The 19078-nt window shown below is 51.8% G+C and carries 18 protein-coding genes; 13 read left to right on the top strand and 5 right to left on the bottom strand.

Features of this window, described 5'->3' with window-relative positions; genetic code table 11:
• The first annotated feature begins 135 nt into the window (after positions 1 to 135).
• Positions 136 to 900 (top strand): substrate-binding periplasmic protein, encoded by a 765-nt coding sequence (locus ACO0LG_RS26350; RefSeq protein WP_423031051.1) that lies wholly within the window; start codon positions 136 to 138, stop codon positions 898 to 900.
• A gap of 4 nt (positions 901 to 904) precedes the next feature.
• On the opposite strand, the gene lysA is transcribed toward ACO0LG_RS26350, so the two are convergent.
• Positions 905 to 2149, bottom strand: a complete 1245-nt coding sequence (lysA, locus tag ACO0LG_RS26345; protein WP_423031049.1) for a diaminopimelate decarboxylase — start codon at positions 2147 to 2149, stop codon at positions 905 to 907.
• A gap of 146 nt (positions 2150 to 2295) precedes the next feature.
• Between lysA and ACO0LG_RS26340 the strand changes: the two genes are divergently transcribed.
• The 3 genes from ACO0LG_RS26340 (at position 2296) to ACO0LG_RS26330 (ending at position 4195) form a co-directional block, all read left to right on the top strand.
• The gene (locus ACO0LG_RS26340) at positions 2296 to 2754 is read left to right on the top strand and encodes an Lrp/AsnC family transcriptional regulator (protein WP_423031047.1); all 459 of its coding nucleotides are present in this window, start codon (positions 2296 to 2298) and stop codon (positions 2752 to 2754) included.
• Positions 2755 to 2764: 10 nt separating this feature from the next.
• Positions 2765 to 3565 (top strand): transporter, encoded by an 801-nt coding sequence (locus ACO0LG_RS26335; RefSeq protein WP_423031045.1) that lies wholly within the window; start codon positions 2765 to 2767, stop codon positions 3563 to 3565.
• A gap of 108 nt (positions 3566 to 3673) precedes the next feature.
• On the top strand, positions 3674 to 4195 hold the full coding sequence (locus tag ACO0LG_RS26330) for a TlpA family protein disulfide reductase (protein ID WP_423031043.1): 522 nt from the start codon (positions 3674 to 3676) through the stop codon (positions 4193 to 4195).
• A gap of 8 nt (positions 4196 to 4203) precedes the next feature.
• Here the strand turns inward: ACO0LG_RS26330 and ACO0LG_RS26325 are convergent, their stop codons facing one another.
• On the bottom strand, positions 4204 to 4734 hold the full coding sequence (locus tag ACO0LG_RS26325; protein WP_423031041.1) for an NADPH-dependent FMN reductase: 531 nt from the start codon (positions 4732 to 4734) through the stop codon (positions 4204 to 4206).
• A 179-nt stretch (positions 4735 to 4913) separates the two neighbouring features.
• On the opposite strand from ACO0LG_RS26325, the gene ACO0LG_RS26320 reads away from it, so the two are divergent.
• The 9 genes from ACO0LG_RS26320 to ACO0LG_RS26280 all read left to right on the top strand — a co-directional run bounded on the left by ACO0LG_RS26320 (position 4914) and on the right by ACO0LG_RS26280 (position 15614).
• The gene (locus tag ACO0LG_RS26320; protein WP_423031039.1) at positions 4914 to 5645 is read left to right on the top strand and encodes a flagellar brake protein; all 732 of its coding nucleotides are present in this window, start codon (positions 4914 to 4916) and stop codon (positions 5643 to 5645) included.
• A 120-nt stretch (positions 5646 to 5765) separates the two neighbouring features.
• The gene (locus ACO0LG_RS26315) at positions 5766 to 6620 is read left to right on the top strand and encodes a helix-turn-helix transcriptional regulator (RefSeq protein ID WP_423031037.1); all 855 of its coding nucleotides are present in this window, start codon (positions 5766 to 5768) and stop codon (positions 6618 to 6620) included.
• A 72-nt stretch (positions 6621 to 6692) separates the two neighbouring features.
• Positions 6693 to 7871 (top strand): ABC transporter permease subunit, encoded by a 1179-nt coding sequence (locus tag ACO0LG_RS26310; protein ID WP_423031035.1) that lies wholly within the window; start codon positions 6693 to 6695, stop codon positions 7869 to 7871.
• A 99-nt stretch (positions 7872 to 7970) separates the two neighbouring features.
• On the top strand, positions 7971 to 8366 hold the full coding sequence (locus ACO0LG_RS26305) for a BlaI/MecI/CopY family transcriptional regulator (protein WP_423031033.1): 396 nt from the start codon (positions 7971 to 7973) through the stop codon (positions 8364 to 8366).
• Positions 8363 to 10183, top strand: coding sequence for a M56 family metallopeptidase (locus ACO0LG_RS26300; protein WP_423031031.1), 1821 nt, complete (start codon positions 8363 to 8365; stop codon positions 10181 to 10183). Before ACO0LG_RS26305 ends, ACO0LG_RS26300 begins: the two co-directional genes overlap by 4 nt.
• A gap of 108 nt (positions 10184 to 10291) precedes the next feature.
• Positions 10292 to 12475, top strand: a complete 2184-nt coding sequence (locus ACO0LG_RS26295; protein WP_423031029.1) for a TonB-dependent receptor plug domain-containing protein — start codon at positions 10292 to 10294, stop codon at positions 12473 to 12475.
• 77 nt (positions 12476 to 12552) lie between these two features.
• Entirely contained in the window at positions 12553 to 13713 is a 1161-nt protein-coding gene (gene ampC / locus ACO0LG_RS26290) for a class C beta-lactamase (RefSeq protein WP_423031027.1), read from the top strand.
• Between the two features lie 438 nt (positions 13714 to 14151).
• A complete protein-coding gene (locus ACO0LG_RS26285; protein WP_423031025.1) occupies positions 14152 to 14628 on the top strand; it encodes a hypothetical protein in 477 nt (158 codons plus the stop codon).
• A 296-nt stretch (positions 14629 to 14924) separates the two neighbouring features.
• A complete protein-coding gene (locus ACO0LG_RS26280) occupies positions 14925 to 15614 on the top strand; it encodes a DUF3334 family protein (protein WP_423031024.1) in 690 nt (229 codons plus the stop codon).
• 95 nt (positions 15615 to 15709) lie between these two features.
• Here the strand turns inward: ACO0LG_RS26280 and ACO0LG_RS26275 are convergent, their stop codons facing one another.
• From ACO0LG_RS26275 to ACO0LG_RS26265, 3 genes are all read right to left on the bottom strand, one after another.
• Positions 15710 to 16834, bottom strand: a complete 1125-nt coding sequence (locus ACO0LG_RS26275; RefSeq protein ID WP_423031022.1) for a beta-ketoacyl-ACP synthase III — start codon at positions 16832 to 16834, stop codon at positions 15710 to 15712.
• Positions 16835 to 17004: 170 nt separating this feature from the next.
• Entirely contained in the window at positions 17005 to 17913 is a 909-nt protein-coding gene (gene fghA, locus ACO0LG_RS26270; RefSeq protein ID WP_423031020.1) for an S-formylglutathione hydrolase, read from the bottom strand.
• The gene (locus ACO0LG_RS26265; RefSeq protein WP_423031018.1) at positions 17913 to 19019 is read right to left on the bottom strand and encodes an S-(hydroxymethyl)glutathione dehydrogenase/class III alcohol dehydrogenase; all 1107 of its coding nucleotides are present in this window, start codon (positions 19017 to 19019) and stop codon (positions 17913 to 17915) included. The genes fghA and ACO0LG_RS26265 overlap by 1 nt, the downstream gene beginning before the upstream one ends.
• Between the last annotated feature and the right edge of the window lie 59 nt (positions 19020 to 19078).

The following is a 19078-nucleotide window of genomic DNA, read 5'->3' as shown; positions in this document are numbered from 1 at the left end:
CTCGTCTGTTTTATCCTCCCAAACAATTTCTGATCCAGACCCATCGCTGAGCATTGGTATGGTCTGTTGTTTTTTGAGGGTTTTGTCTGAAAGGTCTTGGTAAGTCAAATGCGCTTGTGCAATCCAGTTCCGGCTATGCGGCTCATTACGCGGCTGACTTTATTTGCACTGGCATTTGGCATCAGCATGCATGCGGCATACGCCAAAGAGGTGGTGATGTTGACAGCCGACCCCATAGACCAGCGCGGCCAGCCTTTCCCCTTGAAACTGGCAGATAAACTATTTGAGTTTATTGAGCGGGAAGGCGGCTTGCAGATACAGCAGCAACGCAGCCCCTGGCCACGCGCATTGCAGGCCGCAGAAAATGGCGAGGGCGTTATATACGGCGTCAGCAAGACCAAAGAGCGTGAAAAAATCTTCCACTTCTCTCTGCCCATACAATCAAAATATATGTTCCTGGTGACCAGGAGCGATGCCCAGTTCCGCTTCAACACCATGGCTGACCTCAAGGGCAAGACCATAGGCATACCGCGCGGCTTTAGTTATGGCGACCGCTTTGATGCGATGAAGGACAATCTCTTCAAGGTCGAGGTCGATAATTACGCGCCCTTGTCGCGTATTTATAAACTCTTGTTCCGGCGCATGGATGCGGGCCTGTTTGGCGCGGCGAATAAAGACCCGCATTTTCTCGAAAACCGCTTGCAGGTTTTGCGCGATGAGAACGAAGGCAGCAGTTCACCATTTGCTGACGTGCGCCTGACCGTCTTGCCCAAACCGCTACTGATAGACACTATCCATTTTGCGGTTAGGGCAGACAAGGATGACGGTATCATCGACAAACTCAATGTTGCCATCCTCAAGGCAAGAAAAGCAGGGCTACTCGAAGACCTGCGTCAATAAAAGCTTAGATATTTTCCAGCGCAATCAATTCCTGCACAGTCTGACGACGGCGGATTTGTTTGATCTGCTCAGTATCGACCAATATCTCCGGTATCAGCGGGCGGGAATTATAGTTCGACGACATGCTGGCACCATAAGCACCGGCATCATGGAAGACGAACAAGTCACCAATTTCGCAAGCTGGCAAATCCTGCGTGGTGACTACACCGCCATCTTCTTGCGTGAACACATCACCAGACTCACACAAAGGCCCTGCCACCACGGTAGGCCGTAAGGCTGTAGTGCGCGCTGTGCCATCTGGAGCATGACAAGTAATGCGGTGGAAACTGCCATACATGGAAGGGCGCACCAAGTCATTAAAGCCAGCGTCAACCAGCGCAAAGAAATTGCTGCCTACCTGTTTTTGCGCACGCAATTCAGAAATCAAGATGCCGGATTGCGCCACCAGAAAACGGCCAGGTTCTATCTCCATGCTGATCTTGTGGCCCAGCAGGGTTTCGATTTCTTTCCTGGCCTTGTCCCAGATGTCAAAATAATGTGCAGTATCGACCGCAGGCTCATCACCACGATAAGGGATGGACAACCCCCCCCCTATGGAAATCGCCTGCAAGTCACGCTTGCAGATTTTGACCTGCTCTATCATGGCATCGCAGACGCTTTGCAAATGGTCATAATCAACACCAGAGCCTATATGCATATGCAGGCCCACCAGCGTCAAACCATATTGATCAATGATGGCGAGTGCGTTTTGCAACTCTTCAAACCAGATGCCGTGCTTGCTTTGCTCACCACCAGTATTGGTTTTGCGGCTATGACCGTGACCAAAACCAGGGTTGATGCGCAGCCACACGGCATGGCCGGGATGTGCCTGCCCCAACTGCTCCAGCATTTGCGGTGAACCGCAATTCACCGGGATATTCAATTCCACCACGCGCTTCAGGGTTGCACGGTCCAGCAAATCCGCCGTGAACACGATCGGCGCGTGGCCGCCGTGCTCTGCCTGGCTGGCATAGCCCGCTACCAGTGCACGCTCCACTTCACCGAGTGAGACAGAATCCACCATCACGCCTTCTTCGCGCATCAGGCGCAGCAAATGGATATTGCTGGAGGCCTTCTGGGCAAAGCGGATCACATCAAATTGGCGCAGACGGGCAATCTGCGCTCTTATAATGGAAGCGTCATATGCCCAGCACGGTGTGTCGAACTCGTTGGCAATTTGGGCAAGCTGTTGTGCAGTTATAGTCGTCATAGTCGTTATTGGGACAATTTTTCCAGGGCATCCTGAGGTTTGGTGTAAGCTCTACTTTAACAAGTACAATCCTTGGTTTGAATGGGATTCCATAGGGAATTATCCATCCCGCCAAGGGTTTGATTGGAAATCTACGCAAAATGCTTATGAATCATAAACTCGACCAGTTTGATCAAAAAATTCTGCGATTATTGCAACAGGATGCGCGTATGTCGCATGCTGAAGTTGGCCGTCAGGTGCATCTGAGCCAACCCGCTGTTTCTGAGCGCATCAAGCGTCTCGAAGCTGCCCAGGTGATCCGCGCTTACCGTGCTGATATTAATCCCAAGGCGCTGGGTTATCAAATCACTGCCATGATTCGCCTCTCGACTCAACAGGGGCGACCGTATGCCCAATACGTGGCTACTTGCCCTGAAATCATCGATTGTTATACAGTGACGGGTGAAGATGGTGCCGTCATGCGTGTGCTGGCGACCGATGTAGAACATTTACAGCGTATCATTAACGAATTGAATGCTTTTGGCTCGACCTCGACGGCAATCGTGCTAACTACCCATGTGGCTGGCAAAGCCATTAGCGCACCTGCTGCGCTGATCACAGAATGAAAGGAAAACCATGTCCAGAATATCCCGCCTGAATTTAGCTGCACTGGCTATACGGACCTCCGTCACATGCATCATATGTATGAGCGGCCAGTTCGCCTATGCTGCCGATGACGAGGGTGATGCCATCACTCCTTACCGTCCTTCGGTATCCAATTCCGCGCAACTGCCTGTCGCCGGACAACTGGAACTGGAAATGGGTATCAACACTATCAAGACCGGCCAGGCCCAGCGCCAGAGCCTGCCTTATCTGTTCAAACTGGCATTTTCCAAGGAATGGGGAGTCTTGCTCGGTGGCGAAGCGCATATCATCAACGATGATGGTGCAGGCCAGCGTGTCCGTGGTTTTGGTGATACCTCACTGACCATCAAGCGGGCATTTGTCATCAGTGACGATACCGCTTTTGGCCTGGAGTTCGGTAATAAATTTCCCACGGCCAAAGATGCATTGGGTTCAGGCAAGTCCGACTGGACATTGAATGGCATCGTCAGTCAGGATCTTGGCAAAGTACACGCTGACCTGAACCTGAACATGACACACCTGGGTTTTGCCGAGGATGCTACGTCACACTGGCAAAGCGGTTTGTCAGCTTCTTTCTCGACCGAAATCAATGAAAAAATGGGCTTGACTGCCGAATGGGCCGGCTGGCACCGCTCTGGCACCAAAAACCAGGGACAGGTGCTGATAGCCCTGACCTATAGTCCCAACAAGCGACTTACCTTTGATGCCGGCATGACCAAGGGCCTGACCAGCAATTCCCAGGACCGCTCCTGGTTTGCCGGTGTCGTCGTGCCAGTAGCGAGGCTTTGGTAAAACCGCTGTAACCGTAGCTGCTGTGATAGCGCAAAACCTGTTTGTGACTTAGGCCGTATAATGCGTTCTTGTCGTATTTATTGATTTGTTTCTTGCTTTGGGAAAACCATGCTGGCGCCTTCTTCACCGCGTAAATTTGCCATCTTTTCAGTCATTGCTGCAACGGCGCTGATTGCCCTGGCTGTCGCTTTTTTTGCGACTTACAAGGCGAAAACACCTATGCCTGATGTCAGTTTCACTAATCTCAAAGGTGAAAAAATATCTACGCAAAGTCTGCGCGGCAAGGTCGTCATGGTGAATTTCTGGGCAACTTCATGTGCGACTTGCGTGGCAGAGATGCCCAAGATGATAGAGACTTACAATAAATACAATAAGCAAGGCCTGGAATTTGTGGCAGTGGCCATGAGCTATGATGCGCCGAATTATGTCATCAATTACGCCGAAAGCCGCAAGCTGCCTTTCCATGTCTCGCTCGATCCACAAGGCAAGCTGGCGCAATCATTCGGCGATGTGAAACTGACGCCTACTACCTATGTCATCGACAAACAGGGCAATATCCTTAAACGCTATGTCGGTGAACCCTCCTTCAGCGAATTGCATACCTTGCTGGAGCAGGCTCTGGCCGTCTGATTGCCAGCTCAACCTCGTAATGTGTGCCATTCAGCTTTGGCAGCCGCGAGCGCTCTCTTTAGAATTTCTGCAATTTCAGGATGGCTGAGCATGCCATCCTCGTCCAGTTTCGCGCCTATGACCGGTATGGTTACCGAGGCTGTTTCCAGTATCCTGGCTGACATCACACTCAATACTTCACGCAAAGCTGCATCTGCATGCCTGGCCCGTGGCGAAGCATTCAAGACCACCACCGGCTTATAGACAAATACATCGCTGCTGACTGTCCAATCCAGGGCATTCTTGATGACACCCGTCATGCCATGGGCGTATTCCGGGCTGGCAATCAGTACGATGTCGGCGGCAGCTATCTGTTCTTTCAAGCTCAGCACATTGGCTGGTGGAGTTAAATCCAGGTCGGGGTTGAACAGGGGCAATGTTGCCATACCCTCATAGGCCTGGATGTTGATATCCGGCGGTGCCAGACGTATCAGCACGCGTATCAGCATGGCATTGAGCGAGGCAGCACGCAGGCTGCCACAAATGGCGAGTATGTCCATTGATTAATGATTATGAATATTGATAGTATTACAGACATTATGCGGCAAGAGCAGGTGAGGCGTGCCGACCCCTAAAAAAGCAACTGAAGTGTCAAATCATGATGGAAAAGATATTATTTGATTGACCAGCCGTAATAAGCAGTCTATTTTTCAAGAAAAATAAATAAAAAGGTAAATGGATGTCAGCATCGTTTAGCAATGACGAAATAGAAGACAAATTTTTCCTGCTGGGGCAGAGAGAGATTCTGGGTATTTTGAATGATCTTTCGCACAGGCGCGAACCTGTTACGGTCTATTTTAATGAGGGTCGCGAATTCATCGTCACCCTGATACTCTCAGCCAGGGACGATGGTCTGGTATTCGATATAGGTGGCGATTCCCGTGCCAACAAACTGCTGGAAAAAGCCAGTTCCTGCGTTTTCCTGGCCAGGCCAGATGGCATACGCGTACAGTTTACCGGCTTGAACCCGCAGATTTTCACCTGGGGCGACCAGGATGCCTTTTGGGTGCCGATACCTTCTCGTGTCGTGCGTATGCAGCGCCGCGAATACTATCGTAATGAGCTGCCTATCGTCGATCCGCTCAAGGTCCGGCTGTATGATGAAAAAGGCGAGACCCTGGCATATTGGCCCATCTTTGATTTGTGCGTGGGTGGCTTGAGCGTACAAGTGTCCGGCCCACCAGAAGTCAAGGTACAGGACCGTATTGCCAAACTGCATATCGTACTGGGTATCCGCAATGTGGTGCGTTGCGAAGGCATCGTGCGCCACGTTACCCAGATAGAAAAAAGCAGGCAGGGTAAGTACCGCATAGGGATCAGTTTCCAGAACCTGCCGCATGACATGGATGTATCCATACAGCGCCATATCAACCAGCTTGAATATGAGAGGCGCAAGTTGCTTCCCAAGTAGAACAGGTAAGCCTGTTGCCGCAATCCTGTCTGTCAGAATGCCGTATTAACAAATTAAAATTTGTGAAGAATCAGCTTATCGTGTCAGAGTCGATTAACCTGGGCTACCACCGAGACTACCATGGCACTGGCGCTACGTACCCTGTTCCAAAGCGAACTGCTGTCTATCCGGCACGGTATTGCAAGACCTGCGCCTGAGGATAGCAAGGAGCTTGAGTGCGAGGCTGCCGATCTGGTATTGCTGCCCATTGCTGGCGTGCTGGCCAAGCATGATGGCCCCAGGCAGCATGTCATTGCGAATGCCAACCATGCGATTTTTTTGGGAACAGGCCAGCCTTACCGTATCACCTTCCCCGGTGATATAGGCGACGAGGCGCTGGTGCTGGATTTCTCCAGGGAAGCACTCATGCAATTGCTGGTCGATGCCGCAGGCGTACAGCAATTGTATGCCCCGGTATTGCGGCCACATAGCCTGCTGCCACCAGCCAGTGTCCTGAGCCGCGAACTTTTGTGGAGACATTTGCATGAGCCAGTTATTGACACTCTGGCTGTACAGGAAATCAGTGTCTCAGTATTGACTGCCTCAGTGCAAGCTGCCTGTTTTGAGCGCCAGCAACTGGACCGTGCCAGGCATGTCCAGACGCAGCGCCGCAGACGACAGCTGGTTGAAGCTGTCAAGGAACTGATCTCGCTGTATCCCCAGCAGGATTGGGCGCTCGATGAACTTGCCCGTCAGGTACATACCTCTCCGTTTCACCTGTCCCGGGTATTCAGGGAAGAAGTCGGTTTGCCTGTCCACCGTTACCTGGTACGTACCCGCCTGGCAACAGCCCTGCGCGCCATGCAGGCAAGCTGCCATGACCTGACACAGATCGCCCATGCATGCGGCTTTGCCAGCCATAGCCATTTCACGTCCAGCTTCCGTTCTGTTTTCGGCATGACGCCCAGCCAGTCGCGGCAACGCAGCATGATTTGAGCAAGATATTGATAGCGCCAGGTATGGCAGGCATTTAAGCTATCCTGGATCGTTAACTTCCGGTAAGCGCAGATGTCCCATTACTTTGATATCAGGACCAACCCCCGCCAGGCATACCCCATACTGGCATTGCTTATCACGCTGATGCTGGTTTTTCCTTTCGTTGCCATGCAATTTGGCAATGCCTGGGTGCGTATCGTGGATTTTGCCTTGCTGTATATCATGCTGGCGCTGGGCCTGAATATCGTCGTCGGTTTTGCCGGTTTGCTTGATCTTGGCTATGTCGCCTTCTATGCCATGGGTGCCTACATGACTGCCCTGCTGGCGTCACCGCACTTTGCCACCCTGCTGGAATCCGTCATCAATAATTTTCCCATGCTGGGCCAGGCCCTGTTGTGGTTATACGGGCCGGAGATTGCCGCGCACGGCATACACTTGTCAGTATGGGTCATCGTTCCGCTGGGGGCGGCACTGGCCGCAGCACTGGGGGCATTGCTCGGTGCCCCTACCCTCAAATTGCGCGGCGATTACCTGGCCGTCGTGACCCTGGGCTTTGGTGAAATTGTTCGCATTTTCATCATCAACCTGAACTCGCCCATCAATATCACCAATGGCCCCAAGGGCATCAACATGGTGGATCATATCCGCATCTTTGGCGTGTCATTGGGTGGCGAGCCTGGGTCGCAGGCGACCGTCTATGTAGCCGGGTTTTCCATGCCATCGGTGAATGCCTATTATTTTCTCTTTCTCAGTCTTTGTGCCAGCATCATATTCGTCACCGTGCGCCTGCATGATTCACGCCTGGGCCGGGCCTTTGTCGCCATCCGTGAAGATGAAACTGCAGCCATTGCCATGGGTATCAATACCCGCAATATCAAATTACTGGCGTTTGCCATGGGGGCATCCTTTGGCGGCGTGGCAGGTGCCATGTTTGCCGCCTTCCAAGGCTATGTGTCACCAGAATCGTTTTCCCTGGGTGAATCGGTGTCCATCCTGTCCATGGTGATACTGGGGGGCATAGGCCATATACCTGGCGTGATCCTGGGTGCAGTGCTGCTGGTGTTATTGCCCGAATTACTGCGTTATCTGGTGCCACCGCTGCAGCAACAGTTGTTTGGCCACATGCTGATAGAGCCCGAAGTCTTGCGGCAATTATTGCTGGGCCTGACGATGGTCATCGTCATGCTCAAGCGCCCGGCAGGTCTGTGGCCTGCGCCCAAGCATGAAGACCGCGTGCTTTCTCAAGCTTGAGCAAACATGTGCATCGCTAGAAAAATCTAGAAAAAAAGTTCTAGACAAAAGTTTCTAGAACATTTATTCTGCATCCATTGTGTAATCCGGATGCAGAATATGTCTTTTCCTGTTGCAAAATCATCTATTCCCAAGCCCACGGCTTCTGAGCTTAATTTGCTCAAAGTGCTGTGGCAGTATGGCCCCATGAGTGCCAAGCAATTGCATGAAACCATACAGGACGAGCGCCCGGACCTGGCCTATGCCACGGTTTTGCGCCATCTGCAAATCATGTATGGCAAGGGCATATTGACGCGTGATGAAAGCCAGCGCTCACATGTATATGCTCCCTCGCAAGAGCAGGATTCGCTGCAAACCAATTTGCTCAAGGACATGATACAAAAAGTCTTTGCCGGTTCTGGCAAGGCGCTGGTGCTGGCTGCCTTGCGCGGCCATGTCACCGATAAAGAACGTGATGAAATCGAGCAAATCCTGCAGGATGAGAAAAAATCATGATGTCAATTTCCACATACACAGAATACCCACTCGCTGAATTGCTGGGCTGGCCCCTGCTGCATTTTGTCTGGCAGGGTGCTCTGATCGCTAGCGTCTGCGCCATCCTGCTGGCGCTGACCCGCAATGCCCGACCGCAATTACGATATGTGCTTGCCTGTACCGCGATGCTGGCCTGTTTTCTATGGCCTGCACTGGGCATAGTGCAGCAATGGCAGGACCCGCAAACCATTAACCTCGACACAGCCATACAACTGGCCAGCAAGGCCAGCATTTCGCTAGACCTCGTCTGGGTCAGGCAAAGCCTGCTGGCCGCACAGATAGAAGCCTGGTTGCCGCTGGTGGTCAGCCTGTGGAGCATGGGTGTGCTGTTGATGCTCATGCGCCTGGCATTGGGTTTGATGTGGGTCTATCGCCTCGGCCAGCATGGCAATGATATTGCAGTGCTGACGCAGCAATGGCAGGCACGTACCAATCAACTGGCCTATCAGTTTTCGATACGCCGCCAGGTACAGGTGAAATTCCAGCAGGACTTGTTAAGCCCGGTTACTTACGGCTGTATCAAGCCGGTCGTGGTCTTGCCCGCGTCCTTGTTGACCGGCATGACACCCGACATGATAGAAGCCTTGCTGGCGCATGAACTGGCCCACATCAAGCGCTGGGATTATGTCGTCAACCTCATGCAAAACCTGGTCTTGTCGCTGTTGTTTTATCACCCCGCAGTGTGGTGGATTTCGACACGCATCGATGCTGAAAGAGAACTGATTGCTGACGACATGGCAGCCGCCATGCTGGGTCAAACCCGCCCACTGGCGCGTGCCCTGCAAGTGCTGGATAAATGGCAGATAGCCGCCATGCCACAAGCCGCCATGGCGGCCAACGGTGGCGATTTGCTGTCACGTATCAAACGCCTGGTGCGCCCTGATTCACAACCCTGGCACTGGAAGATGGCCGCACCCGTGCTGGGTATTGCCGCAGCCCTGCTGCTGGTATTGCAAACCCAGGTGAATGCTGCGCCAGAGCCATCAGTGCCTGCCGCTGCAACGACACCTGAACCCGCCACCCACATCAACGCTTATGTCAAAACCAGTTCAGAACATGTACTGGTGATGGATGAGCAAAGCGGCAAAGTCTTGCTGGAAAAAAATGCCGATACCATCGTACCTATCGCATCCATCAGCAAATTGATGACAGCCATGGTGACGCTGGATGCAAAGCTGGATAAAGATGAGGCCATCACCATCAGCAAAGAAGATGTCGCAGGCTGGCATACCAACCAGGTCAAGCTGCAGCCGGGAACTGTCCTGTCGCGCCAGACCCTGCTGGAGCTGGCGCTGATTCCTTCCAGCAATGCGGCTGCCAAGGCACTGGCTAGGACTTATCCTGGTGGCAAGCCTGCCTTTGTCGCAGCCTTGCAAAGCAAGACGGCCAGCCTGGGTTTGCAAGCTACCCATCTGGAAGAAGCGGCGGGTATTTCACCCAATAACCGCTCGAATGCCAGAGATATTGCCCGCCTGGTCAAAGCTGCCGCCAGTTACCCGGAATTGCGCAACCTCGCCAGCCGTAGTGAAGGCAGCTATACAGTTGCCGGACAAACCTATGACTACCAGAGCACCAACAGCCTGACGGCCAGCAAGGACTGGGACATCAGCCTGTCAAAAACCGGCTACTCCAAAATCGCAGGTCGCTGCCTGACCATGCGTACCACCATCGCTGGCAAGCCCGTCATCATGGTTTTGCTAAATGCAAAAAACAGCGATGTGCGTACCGATGATGTCATGCATATACGCACCGCGCTGGAAGCTGCCAAACCAGGTTAAACCACACCGCCCATTTACACACTGACTGTCCTGCGCCCGGAACCCTGAACGGCGCAAGGACCAGTCACATCCCTTACCATCCTTAATCTGTCGATGAAAGAAAACATCATGCTTTTTCAGCAGGCATCAACACGCCTATCTACCATAGCCCTCAGTGTTCTGGCACTGTTTGCCGGTAAGCAGGCGTCAGCACAACAACAGGCACAGCAAACACCGCAACAGGTAGAAATCAATGCGAAGTCACAGCCTAATCGCGACCGGCAAGACGACGTAGGCATGCGCAGCGTCTATGGCCGTGAAGATATAGAAAAATACGGTGATACCAATCTCAGCGAAGTCTTGAAACGCCTGCCCGGCATCAGTGTCACCGAGAGCAAGGGCAAGGGAGCAGAGATACGCATGCGTGGCCTCGGTAATGGTTACACCCAGATATTGCTGAATGGCCAGACCACGCCGGTAGGTTTCACTATAGACAGCATTGCTCCTGACTTGATAGAAAAAATAGAAGTCATGCGCGTGGCCCGTGCTGATGTCAGTGCCCAGAGTATCGCAGGTACCATCAATATCATTCTCAAGAAAAAAAGCAGTAATCAGGCGACAGAAATCAAAGCCAATACCAGCCTGCAGACCGGACGTTTGTCGGGCAATCTGTCGTGGAGTTTAGGAGATCAAGTGAGTGATCATCCTGAAATTTCTTACGTGCTGGCCGGCACGTTCGAGAGCAATGTCAATCAGCTCAATACCTTGGCGACAGAAAGCCAGTCTGAACGCGCGGGCATGAGCGGTGTATGGGAGACGACAGCAGACAGACAACTCCAGCAAAGCCAGCAAAACCGCCGTGATGTGGCCAGCCTATCGCCACGTCTGAACTGGAAACTTGATGCACAAAACAGCCTGAGCTGGCAAGGCAGTTTCAACCTCTCCAGGCTGGAACAGACCAAGCAGGAAAAAGAGAATACCTATGTCGGTGACAGTACAGAGTTCCCTGATAATCACTCCATCTGGACCGCCCACGTATTCACCTCACGCAATGACCTCAGTTGGGACCGTCGTCTCGCCGACAGCGCCAGGCTGAGCATCAACATTGGCTGGAACAGTCTGGACAGATCCACCAAATTCCATTTCTGGGGCAAGGACAACGCAGGTACATTAAAAATACATCGTTATGTCACTGGTGATGCTGATGAAAATGAATACCGCTTCAATGGCAAATACCTGGCACCGTATTCAGAATCTCATGTGCTGAGTCTGGGCTGGGAAGCCAGCCGGGCACTACGCCATGAAAACCGTCATGAACAGGAATTCACTATACTGCCTGACAGCGCACACGATTACCAGGCAAGCCTGCAAAAACTGGCCCTCTATTTGCAGGATGAATGGACCATCAATACTGCCTGGTCAGCCTATATGGGTTTGCGCATGGAGCGTATCAGCAGCAATAGCGCAGAGGCAGGTAACTTTGATATCCAAAACAAAGCCAGCATGCTGAGCCCGATATTGCAAAGTGTCTGGAAGCTCGATGCGCAAAGGCAATGGCGCATGGCGCTCAACCGCAGTTTTAAATTGCCTACCGTGGGTAATCTCGTACCACGCTTGTTCCGCATCGATAACAATAATACCCCGCTCAATTCAGATTTTCAGGGCAATCCCAACTTGCGGCCAGAACGCGCCTGGGGCATGGAGCTGGCTTATGAACACTACCTGACCGAGAGTAGCGTCATCAGCGCCAACACCTACTGGCGACGGATAGATGATGTGATGCTTGAGCAGACTACACAGATTGGCAGCACCTGGGTCAGTAGCCTTGCCAACAGTGGCCGTGCCCGTATCCTTGGTCTGGAAATTGAGGCCAAACTGAACCTGCAGCAACTGGCTACCAGCATGCCAGCGCTGGAGTTGCGCGCCAATTTCAACCGCAACTGGTCGCGTGTAGAACAAGTGTCCGGCCCTGATAACCATCTGGCACAACAGGCGGGTTTGCTGGTCAGTGCCGGTGCCGACTACCAGATCGATCCCGCCTTGCGTGTGGGGGCAGATTACAGCTATCAGGCCGCGAATGATATACGTGAATCAGCTTACCTGACAGGGCACAACAGCCCCAGACGTCATCTCGATATTTACCTGGCCTGGAAGCAAAACAAACGAAGTCAGTTGCGTTTTTCAGTCAGTAATGTGCTGCAGCAAAACAAGCTCGACAGCGGCATCTATACCAATGCCGTTTCACGCTGGACAGATATCAATCTACAGCAATCAGCGCGAACATGGCGGCTGGTATGGGAAGTGAAGTTGTAATCCTGCCCGGCAGCATCTATCCATTTTTAAAACATCCGCTGTTAAAACAACAGCTAAAAAATTTTTAGGAAAATAAAATGAAATCAGTCGCCTTGCATTTCTATCAAATCAGTATCTTATTCATCGCAGCCATGTTCAGCCTGACAGCCACGAGTGCAGAAACTGACCAACTCAAACGCGTCGTTGATGAAGTCATACTCCCGGTAAAGGAAAAAAATGCCATCCCCGGCATGGCCGTTGGTATTTTCGTCAATGGCAAACAATATGTGTTCAACTACGGCCTCGCATCCAAAGCCGGGAATGTTCCTGTCACCGATACCACCCTGTTTGAGATAGGCTCCATCAGCAAAACCTTCATCGCCGCCATGACCACGCTGGCACAGGGCAGTGGAAAACTGGCCTTGAACGACAAGGTCGCTGACCACATTGTCAGCCTCAAAGGCTCGCAGTTTGGCGAGACTAGCCTGCTGAGCCTGGCAACGCATACGACGGGCGGTTTGCCCCAGCAGGTGCCGGATGAAGTGACCAGTGACGAACAACTGATCACCTATCTCAAGAACTGGAAGCCAGAGCACCGCCAGGGCACATACCGCACTTACAGCAATATCAGCATAGGGCTGCTCGGCGTGATCGCTGCACAGAGTCTGCAACAGCCCTTTGCCACCATTATGCAGGAACAGATATTCCCCACTCTGGGCATGAATAATAGTTATATTGTCGTACCAGAAAGCAAACGCGCAAACTATGCGCAAGGCTATAAAAAAGACGACACCCCGGTACGCATGAGCGAAGATGTGCTCTCGACAGAAGCCTACGGCGTCAGAACGAGCGCCAGCGACCTGGTGCAATTCATCCGCGCGAATCTGGGCAAGATGGAACTCTCCTCCGAATTTGCAGCCGCCCTGAAAAACACCCACACCGGCTACTTTAAAGCGGGTGGCATGACCCAGAGTCTGGTGTGGGAACTTTACCCCTATCCTACAGATATTGCTGCCGTGATCACAGGCTCATCCCAGCACATGGCCTTTGACGCCACGCCCGTTACCAAAATTACGCCACCGTTCACACCGGGTAAAAACGTCTATATCCACAAAACAGGAGCCACTGCTGGCTTTGGTGCCTACATCGCCTTCGTGCCCGAAAAGAACATGGGCATCGTCATCCTGGCCAACAAGAATTATCCTAATCAGACACGCATTGAGACTGCGCAAAACATTTTGAAGCAGTTCGGGATGTGACGTATTCAAAACATTTTGTGAACTGACAGTAATAAATTGAAATTCTTAGTTTGCGTGAATTTTTATTTGCATATTGAGGATATGTTCCACTTGCCTACAAATCAAAATGACATGTGGGCGGGTGTAAAAAGACAGTATCTTTTGCAATAAAATATTGCCGCATAGAAAAATTTAGATATACATCTTAAACTGAGTCGTTTAAATTTAATGATTTGCCAAGATGAACGTTCGCTAATAATATATTCAATGTCGCAAAAAATGAAAAGCTAATTTCATAAACAATCAATACATCCATGGCGCGACTTATTGCTTCATTGAATGGTCTGAATGTTGATTTGCACTGAAAATTGACCCAATGGATAAATTGCATCTATTGTGACCCACGTTTAGCACACAATCCTACTTATCTTGATGAGTAGGGGGACAGGAGTGATTGACGTGGCATTACTCGGTATTATTCGACGCTGGCACATTTGTGACCAGATTCCATTACGGGAGATTGCCAAACGACTGGGCATCTCTCACAACACTGTCCGGCGCTATCTGCGCTCTGAAGTCACAGAGCCAGCCTCTGCGGAGCGACAAACAAGCAGTGCGATCGACAAATATGCATTGCAGCTTTCAAGCTGGCTTAAAACCGAAGCGGGTAAAAATCGCAAGCAGAGACGCAGCTTAAAACAGCTTCACTTGGATCTGAAAGAACTGGGATTTGAGGGGTCGTATGACCGGGTGGCCGTCTTCGCCAGGAAGTGGAAGGTGGATCAAACTGACATGGTCAATTCAGCTAGCAAACGAACAGATAAGCACAGTGTTGATTGCTTAGCTGGGAATTACATAGCTAAGGCTTGCAAATTAGCAACATCCCGTCAAGCGCACTTAAAGCCGAACATCCTCAAATCACCCCCCATTGCATGAAACATGTAGACGGGGCGCTATCGCTTCAGTATTCTTTCATTATTCCAACAAACTTTGTGCCTGTTCAATAGGGGATGTGCTTGGCTGGTTTTGGGGATGTCTTGTAATCCATAGTGGGAGTATGCTGTTAATTGCTATTCCAGATAAGTTTCGTGTTGCCGTTACCGATGAAGCCGGGGCGGGAATGCTGTGTCTCTATTTTGCCAGGATGTTGAGTGTGACCGCGGGCTTGCGGCGCTTAATGTTCATTGGGTGGGGTGGATTGATTTTTCATGTAACAAATTCAGGAGTTGGTCATGGCCACGGAAGAAACTAGTGTTGTGTATGGTACTGAGGACTTGTTGACCAGTTTGTGCAACTCGGTGATACGGGTGTTAAATGTCGCCACGAACAGCAAGGTCCATTATTCTGCTATGGTGCAGCGCATCACGAAGATTGGTTTGAAACCGGATATCGGTTGCTTTGTGTTGTTTGACGGTGGCTTTTCTGGTCTGGTCGTATTGAATTTTGATGGTGATACGGCACTGGAGATCTACGAGAAATACATGCTTAACATGGGCATGCCCAAGTCTGAGCTGGCATCTTCTTTTACCTCGGATGAAGTCGCGAATATCCTGGGTGAGTTGATGAACCAGATCGTCGGTGACTTTACTGGCAAGGTGCGCCGTGAGTTGCAAACCAATATCACGCAAAACCAGCCCAAGATGCTGGTACTAACCAAACAGGTCATGCTGAGTGTGGATACACCGCTGGACAGGCCGGAGTTGCGCCGTGTGTCTTTCTTCACTGAGAAAAACAATATTTTCTATCTGGAGCTGGCGATAGACAGGACCGAATTTATCAAGCTGCATGACTTTGATGCGCATGAAGTGACTGACGCAGATGCCTTGCTGGATTTTGAGCAGGCTTCTGAACAAAAATCGTCTGCGCCAGCAGCGCCTGATGATGACGAAAACTCTGAACTGCTGAAGTCTTTGGGTATGTAAATAAACAAGGATTTATCAGCTAAACAAAAAAGCAAAATAAAAGGCCGCATCTGCGGCCTTTTATTTTGCTTGTGATGCTTGTTTGCAAATTGGGATTAAGCCAGTTTTTTGACGACCACGCAACCTATCGAATAACCAGCGCCAAATGAGCAGATGACACCGACATTGCCCGCTTCCAGGTCATCCTGGTACTTGTGGAAGGCAATGATGGAGCCGGCCGAAGAGGTATTGGCATAAGTGTCCAGAATAGTTGGTGATTCTTCTGGGGAGGCATCACGGCCCAAAATCATGCGGGCGATGAGCAAATTCATATTCAGGTTGGCCTGGTGCAGCCAATAGCGTTTGACGTCCGGGATGGCGATGTCGGCTGCCTGCACCGTCGAGGTGATCACGGCTGCGGCCATGGGGCAGACATCCTTGAATACCTTGCGGCCTTGCTGGCGGAACAGTTTGTCTGGCTTGCCTATGCCGCTTTCATCAGCGCGGTTCAAGAAACCGAAGTTGTTGCGGATATTGTTGGAAAATTGGGTCTTGAGTTTCAGACCGACGATTTCAAACTGGTGTCTGGATGTCGCCAGGTCAGCACGTTCTACGATGATGGCAGTGCAGGCATCACCAAAAATAAAGTGGCTGTCACGGTCGCGCCAGTTCAGGTGGCCGCTGGTGATCTCTGGATCGACGACCAATACTGCGCGTGCCTGGCCGCTTTGTATGGCGGTGACAGCAGCCTGTATGCCAAAAGTAGCAGATGAGCAGGCGACATTGATGTCATAGCCATAGCCATCTATGCCCAGGGCATTCTGGATTTCCACAGCCATGGCAGGGTAGCCACGTTGCATATTGCTGGCGGCGCAAATGACAGCGTCGATATCGGCAGCGCTACGGCCTGCACGTTCCAGCGCCTGGTTGGCAGCTGCTACGGCCATTTCACACATGATGGATGGCTCTTCATCGCTGCGTTCCGGGATATGCGGCACCATGCGATTGATGTCGAGCACGCCTTCTTTGTTCATGACAAAGCGGGATTTGATGCCTGAGGCTTTTTCGATGAAGGCGACGCTGGATTCTTCCAGTGCGGCTACTTCACCACTGGCGATGGCGGCGGCGTTTTGCGCATTGTGTTGCTGGACATAAGCATTGAAACTGGCGATCAGTTCTTCATTGGAAATGGACTGGGAAGGCGTGTACAGGCCGGTGCCGCTGATGACTACTTTACTCATCTCTTGCTTTCTGGTTATGTCGTTCTGAAGTATGCGCAAAAATGCGCGACGAAGTCGCTCGATTTTACACAATAAAGATGACGGTTAAACGAGAAACGCACAGAAATAGAGTGCTTGTTCCAGTTTGGTGCATCTGGAACAAGCTATTGTTAACTCGCTAATGAGAAGTATCAGGCAGTCAATTGCTGTTTGTGGTGCAGCAAATGGTCTTCAATGAAGGTATTGATGAAATAGTAACCATGATCGTACTCAGGCTGGTAGCGCAGCGTCAGTGCTTGGCCGACTGCGGTGCAGGCCGTGGCAAATTTTTCAGGATGCAGTTGCTCTGCTAAAAATTTATCGGCAAATCCCTGGTCGATCAAAATGCCTTTGGGGAAGGGTGGCTGGTTTTGCTTTTGCATCAGCGCTGTGGCGTCATAATCGGCCCAGGCACTTTCATCAGTTCCCAGGTAGCCGGTGAAGGCTTTTTGTCCCCACGGGCATTGGCTGGGTGCGGCGATAGGGGCGAAGGCAGATACGCTGCTGAACAAGTCTGGATGGCGCAAGGCCAGTACCAGGGCCCCATGGCCACCCATGGAGTGTCCCATGATGCCGACGCGCGATGTGTCCATGGGCAGGCTGGCCAGCAGCATGGGCAGCAGTTCGGCGACGATGTAGCTGTGCATGCGGTAGTGCTTGTTCCAGGGCGCTTGCGTTGCATCCAGGTAAAAACCGGCAGCCACACCAAAATCCCAGGCATCGCTGTCGCCAGGGATGTTGGCATTGCGCGGGCTGGTATCCGGCGTGATGAGGATGATGCCTTCGCGTGCAGCAATGGCTTGCGCACCCGCCTTGATCATGAAGGTTTCTTCTGTACAAGTCAGGCCAGCCAGATAAAAGACTGCAGGGCAGGTTGCACCCGCCATGGCCTGTGGTGGCAGGTAGACGGAAAACCGCATGGGCAAGCCTATTTCGGCAGATTCATGCTGATAAAAGCGCTGCACGCCGCCATGGCAGGCGTGCTGGCTCAGCAAAGTCACTTCTTCTGCATCATCTGCTGCGCCGTTTGTTGCATTATTGCTGGATTCGCGCTGCATCATCAGAACAACACCACAGAACGTATTGACTCGCCACTCTTCATAAGGTCAAAGCCTTCATTGATGCGTTCCAGCGGGAGGCGGTGGGTGATAAGATCATCGATATTCAGTTTGCCTTCCATATACCAGTCAACGATTTTTGGTACGTCTGTGCGGCCACGGGCGCCACCAAAAGCTGAGCCTTTCCATTCGCGGCCAGTGACGAGCTGGAAGGGGCGGGTGGAGATTTCTGCACCTGCCTCTGCCACGCCAATGATGATGGATTTACCCCAGCCCTTGTGGCAGCATTCCAGCGCCTGGCGCATGACTTTGGTATTGCCTATGCACTCAAAGGAATAATCTGCTCCACCATCTGTCAGCTGGATGATGTGGTCAACCACGTTTTCTACTTCGTTCGGGTTGATGAAATGGGTCACGCCAAACTGGCGCGCCATGCTTTCACGCGCTGGGTTCAGGTCCACACCGATGATCTTGTCAGCACCGACCATCTTGGCGGCCTGGATGACATTGAGGCCTATACCACCGAGGCCAAACACCACGACATTCGCACCGGCTTCAACCTTGGCTGTGAAAACCACCGCACCAACGCCAGTAGTAACGCCGCAACCGATATAGCAAATCTTGTCGAAGGGCGCATCTTCGCGCACCTTGGCGACGGCGATTTCAGGTACCACGATGTAGTTGGAAAAAGTCGATGTACCCATGTAATGGAACAGCGGCTTGCCATCGAGTGAGAAGCGTGATGTAGCATCCGGCATCAGGCCACGACCCTGGGTAGAGCGTATGGCCTGGCACAGATTGGTTTTGCGTGACAGGCAGAATTTGCACTGGCGGCATTCTGGCGTGTACAAGGGGATTACATGATCACCCTTGCGCACACTGGTGACGCCCGGGCCGGTATCGACGATGACGCCTGCGCCTTCATGACCGAGTATGGCCGGGAACAGGCCTTCAGGGTCGGCACCGGACAGAGTGTAATAGTCAGTATGGCAAATGCCAGTGGCTTTGACTTCGATCAGCACCTCGCCAGCTTGCGGTCCTTGCAAGTCAACTTCTTCTATCGTCAGTGGTGCTCCGGCTTTCCAGGCGATGGCGGCTTTGGTTTTCATGGCTGTCCTTTAAATGAGGGTCTTGATCTGACGCTAAAATGAGTTTGCTGATTGTGCTT

Origin of the sequence: Undibacterium sp. Ji42W (assembly GCF_049340405.1) — a bacterium.
GTDB lineage: Bacteria > Pseudomonadota > Gammaproteobacteria > Burkholderiales > Burkholderiaceae_D > Undibacterium.
This window is presented reverse-complemented; position numbering and strand designations above follow the sequence as displayed.